Source organism: Lutispora sp., from assembly GCF_041687175.1.
Taxonomy (GTDB): domain Bacteria; phylum Bacillota; class Clostridia; order Lutisporales; family Lutisporaceae; genus Lutispora.
Genome location: NZ_JAWLCK010000161.1, coordinates 1 through 5,078, shown reverse-complemented (window position 1 = coordinate 5,078; position 5,078 = coordinate 1). Strand labels below are relative to the sequence as shown.

At 34.1% G+C, this 5,078-nt stretch carries 4 protein-coding genes; all 4 read right to left on the bottom strand.

Annotated elements, in window-relative coordinates:
• Nucleotides 1-272 precede the first annotated feature (272 nt).
• The 4 genes from ACESM9_RS14350 to ACESM9_RS14335 all read right to left on the bottom strand — a co-directional run bounded on the left by ACESM9_RS14350 (nucleotide 273) and on the right by ACESM9_RS14335 (nucleotide 4,711).
• Nucleotides 273-509, bottom strand: coding sequence for a hypothetical protein (locus tag ACESM9_RS14350; protein ID WP_373000169.1), 237 nt, complete (start codon nucleotides 507-509; stop codon nucleotides 273-275).
• A 356-nt stretch (nucleotides 510-865) separates the two neighbouring features.
• Nucleotides 866-2,536: a methyl-accepting chemotaxis protein gene (locus tag ACESM9_RS14345; RefSeq protein ID WP_373000166.1), complete on the bottom strand. Its 1,671-nt coding sequence runs from the start codon at nucleotides 2,534-2,536 to the stop codon at nucleotides 866-868.
• A 140-nt stretch (nucleotides 2,537-2,676) separates the two neighbouring features.
• Complete coding sequence (locus tag ACESM9_RS14340; protein ID WP_373000163.1) at nucleotides 2,677-4,035, bottom strand: sigma-54 interaction domain-containing protein; 1,359 nt, start codon at nucleotides 4,033-4,035, stop codon at nucleotides 2,677-2,679.
• 115 nt (nucleotides 4,036-4,150) lie between these two features.
• Nucleotides 4,151-4,711, bottom strand: coding sequence for a helix-turn-helix domain-containing protein (locus ACESM9_RS14335; protein WP_373000160.1), 561 nt, complete (start codon nucleotides 4,709-4,711; stop codon nucleotides 4,151-4,153).
• Nucleotides 4,712-5,078: the final 367 nt, after the last annotated feature.

Sequence of the window (5,078 nt, the reverse complement as noted above, 5' to 3'; positions counted from 1 at the left end):
TAATAATTAATTTACCTAAAACAATTAAATACAACTGTTCCAAGTCATTCTACATTTATGCAAAAATCATTCCATAATATTCAGTGAAAATAATAATATTTTAGAATGGTAATCTGCTGTTTTTCAGCATACTAGCCATTAAAACAATAATATTTCCATTTATAAAAATCAGCAGAAGAAGGAATTGTGTTTTGAAAATAGACAGACATGATTACAAACTGTAAAAAAATGATACACTTTTTTCTACCTACTTAGAAATGTGTATCACTTCTTTACAATTCATCATATTTTTCTTCTAATCCATATTGTATATATGATTTGACTAATTCTGATTTATAATTGGTAGCTGATATAAATTGTGATGTTAACTCCCTAATTTGAGCCTCTCTATCTACAGCATTCCGCTCATTTCCTATATATAGGTTAATATTGTATAGACCCACAATTGCAGCTATGCATAATATTATAAATATAGAACCCATAATCTTTAACAGTTTCGATACGCTCAAATGAATTACCTCCTAAAAGATTTTCAGTTCTACATATTATAACATAATTATGCAATTATTTTAACTATTTAGCCAATTATGTCGAAATTTATCATATAAATCAAAAAGTCATCCATAGATTTACTTAACCCAATATCTAGGTATTTTCTATATAGAGCTGCTCGGGATATATTCATTGCTTCAGCTGCTGCTCTGAATATTAAGCATATGTAGATAAAATAAACAAATCTTCAGCAAAATAATCTCGAGACTCTTTTGTATCAGAATCAATTATTAAACATATATAAATTTCTATTGTAACAAAATGACACATGATATCAGATTTTTTGCTTCATGTGTCATTTATATACAACTTATTAAATTTTGAATCTGCTCACCAATTCTTTAAGCCTTAGCGCCATTTCCTGCTGTTCTTGAGCAGACTTTACTAACTCTTCTACTGCTTCAACGCTCTCGCTTACAGTGCTATATATTTCTTCAGTACCTGCTGCTGATTCCTGAGCAATGGCGGATACATTCTGTATGGAACCACTAACTTGTTCGATAGATGCATTCATGGTTTTCACTGCAGATAGTATCTCATCAGCCATTTTATTTATGAACTCGGCATCTTTACTGTACTGCTCCCCTGTATTCATCAACAATTGATAACTTGGTTGCATTTCATTGGATAAGAAATCAAGAACTTCACTTGAACCCATGGAGAGATTTCTGAAAGCCGCTTCTACTTTGTCCACTACAATATGTATGTTATTCACAGCTTCGCTTGACTGCTCAGCAAGCTTTCTCACTTCATCAGCAACTACCGCGAAGCCTTTCCCTGCTTCTCCTACCCTTGCAGCTTCTATAGCTGCATTTAATGCCAGAAGATTGGTCTGAGACGCAATATCTCCTATAGAATCAGCCATAACCTTTACTTCATCAACTACCTGACCTTGCTCTATAGCTTTTTTGATTACTTCATATTTTTCTTTATAAAGTGCATTGCCTCTTTCCATAGCTTTAGCTGACTCATTTTTTATTGCAATAGCTCTTTCATGAATTTCTTGCGAAGATTTTTTCGCTTCTTCTGCTTTAGTTTCAAGGTGAATTGCAGCACTTGAGATTTCTTCTGTAAAAGCATTAACCTCTTCAGTGGTAGCACTCAGCTCCTCTGCCCCTCCTGTTATTTCTTCCACTGAATGATTTATTCCTTTCATTCTCGTAGCAACTTCTTCAACTGTAGTTTCAAGTTTCTGAGTTTCGCTTGATACTACTTCTGTTGTGTCGTTTACTTCAGAAATAAGGCTTCTAAGATTGGAAATCATTTTATTAAAGGCTATGCCTATTTTACCTACTTCATCTTTGCTTTTTATCTGTAATTGTGAGGTCAAATCGCCTTCATTATTGGAAAGTTCCGTCATCTTGTTAGATATATCAGCAAGTCGGGAGATTTTTTTGTTTAGAATAATAAAAGTGAAGAGTACAAATACCACAAGCAATGATGAAGTTATTACAATTATCATAAATAGAAAGTCTGTTTGAACCATTATTTCTGAAGTGTAGGCTTTAGCTTCTTCATTTATTTTTCCTTCAAATAATTCTAGATATTCCATCATTGTAGTTTTACTTGCTTCATAGCCTGAATTGGTTACCAGAAATTCAGCCATTTCTTTGTCTTTATTTTCGTATGCCTCAAGAGCTTTCGCTTCAGCCTTAGTAAGGTTATTAGAAACAGAAATGGCATTTTCCAAATAATTCATGCTTTCTTTGGAGACATTTAATTCTTTGATTCTGTTTAATATGCTTTCTACAGTTTTGGTTTCGTTTATCTCTTTTAAATAGTTGTTATAGCTTACTTCCAGGCCAAACTGAACATAGGCTTTAACTTGATCTGTCTTATATTCTGTAACCTCTATCAGTTCAGAAGCCAAATCTCGCATTTCAGCTTGTCTGCTTACAGCATTTCGTTCTTTCTCAATGCCTGTATTAAAGTAGTATATACTGGTGCCCGTTAATAAAGCTAGAATAATAAATATAAATCCCATGACTTTTAATAATTTTGAGATGTTCAGAATAAGCACCTCCTACATGGTAATTATTACTACATAGTTTATCATAAAAATACATAAAACGCCATATTTAGATAAATAATGTTAAAAATCGTAAATATTGAACTATCATGAAATCACTTTATATTATACTTCTCCATCTTCCTATATAGGGCTGCTCTAGATATATTCAAAGTTTCTGCTACCTTTGACTTATTTTTATATTTCTCCATGGCTTTTCTTATAGCATCAGCTTCTATTTCTTCCATGGTGGGAAAGTGATCCTGGTATTGCAGATTGAGCTGGCTGCTGCTTTTTGGATCCTGCTCTGTCACATAGAGAGGAAGATCCTTTTTAGAAATGATCCCATCCTCATCCATTACCACGGCTCTTTCGATTATATTCTCCAGTTCCCTTATGTTCCCGGGATAATCATAGTTATTAAGTATCTTTAGAGCATCCTCTCCCAATCTCACATCTCTTCCCGTTTTTTTGCCCATCTTGCTGAGCATGTTGTCTATATAATATATGATATCTTCTTTCCTCTCCCTCAAAGGCGGAATAAATATCTTTATTACTTCAAGCCTGTAATACAAATCTTCTCTGAACTTCCCTGCAGCAACCAAGGCTCTCAGGTCCTTGTGGGTTGCAGCTATAATCCGCACATCCACAGGAAGCATCTTATTGCCTCCTATTTTTATGATTTCTTTGTTTTGGATCACCCTCAGTATTTTAGATTGAAGAGCGATATCCATATCACCTATTTCATCCAGCAAAAGAGTTCCGCCGGCTGCCATTTCAAAAAAGCCCGGATGTCCACCTTTTTTTGCTCCTGTAAAAGCCCCTTCCTCATAACCGAAAAGTTCACTTTCCAACAGATTAAAGGGTATAGAAGCACAATTGACAGCCAGAAAAGGCTTGTCCTTTCGGGGACTGTTCTTGTGCACAAACCTTGCCAATACTTCTTTGCCCGTTCCGCTTTCTCCCTCTATAAGAAGGTTTGAGTCAACCATGCTAGCCTTTAGGGCATATTTCATAACTTCCCTCATGGCCTGGCTCTTTCCTACCACCAGATCGCTCTTATTCTCATTTACTTCCTGCAGTTTCCCATAAAGCTGCTTTATGGTGGTGTTGGCATATTCCAGCTTGTCATTGAGTTGCTTTATCTCGGTTATATCTCTGAATATGGATATGACGCCAATGATCCGTTCACCATCCAGTATAGGTACTATATTTGATATGACGGTGGCGTCAAATACATGGGTGGTTATATCTACTAATTTTTTACCTGTTTCCAATACTCCAAGCATGCCAGAATCAGGCACCACATCCTGCACATGCTTGCCCAGAAAATAGCTTTTGTCCTTCTTGGTTATCCTGGTATTGGAGTTGTTTACATAGACAACAATACCTCTATGGTCTATTATGGATATACCATCATGGAGGCTTTCCAATATGAATTCTTTATCCTTTATTATCCTTTCCAGCTTGCCCATAGCATCACCTGCTATATAGTTTTTTTATTAGTATAGTATATGGAAGATAGGATGTCTATTGAGTTCCCTTTGCTATTCTAAACCAGCATGTTTCATATTTGTCTATAATGATTCCTTAACTATTAAAAATAATCGGGGTGTTGACTGATAAGATCTTTACGAGCCTGTTTGTTTCATTTCTCCACGTATGTGGCTCTGTAGCCTTATAATGAGCACTGTCTCCAGGATACAAAATATACTCTTCATCGTTGTAATACAAAGTCAGTATTCCTTCCAACACATAAATAAATTCCTCACCAGTATGTGGAGATTTAGCTGGAGCACCCTTATCATCTCCCGGTAAAATTGTTACCAACATGACTTCTATGTTTCTATCTTTCATATCCCCTGACAGGTTAGATAAAATGTAGCTATAGTTTTCATATTGAAAGGATTCTTGCTCATAGCTTCTTAATACCAGTGAACGATTTTTTTTGGGAGGTGCGAAGAATACGGACAAATCTGTATCTAAAGCATCAGCTATGCTCTTTAAGGATAAGATAGCTATAGAGGTTAATCCTCTTTCCACTTGTGACAAAAATCCAACTGATAGACCTGTCTTTTCACTTAAATCCTTAAGTGTCATTCCTTTTGAATTTCTAATATCATTTATTTTTTGACCTAATTCTTCCTTCATATGCTCACCTCTCATAATATTATGTGAAATTTCTCTTTTCATAAGTCTATAGCACTTTCTTTCTTGATAAAGTTACAAAATATTATAATTTTATCAGCGACATAGATAAAACCGTAAAAATTTTTGCTTTTTTCTGAATATTATATTAACTACATTTATTCTATATAAGATTGAAAAATCCTTTATTTTTTAGTAATGCTAAATCTTTTTTTATTTAATTTTATATATATTTAATACACGAAATATTTTCGTAAAATTATATATCAATTAAAAAGCCTCTTAGATATAATATAACTATACCTAAGAGGCTTTTTTAACTATTTATAACTGTTAAAATCCCTGGTGTTCTGTTCTTGTTATAATCTCA

What these genes read in the sequence shown, in the direction of transcription:
- ACESM9_RS14345 (WP_373000166.1), bottom strand. Translation starts at nt 2,536, where the DNA reads ATGGGATTTATATTTATTATTCTAGCTTTATTAACGGGCACCAGTATA.
- ACESM9_RS14340 (WP_373000163.1), bottom strand. Translation starts at nt 4,035, where the DNA reads ATGGGCAAGCTGGAAAGGATAATAAAGGATAAAGAATTCATATTGGAA.
- ACESM9_RS14335 (WP_373000160.1), bottom strand. Translation starts at nt 4,711, where the DNA reads ATGAAGGAAGAATTAGGTCAAAAAATAAATGATATTAGAAATTCAAAA.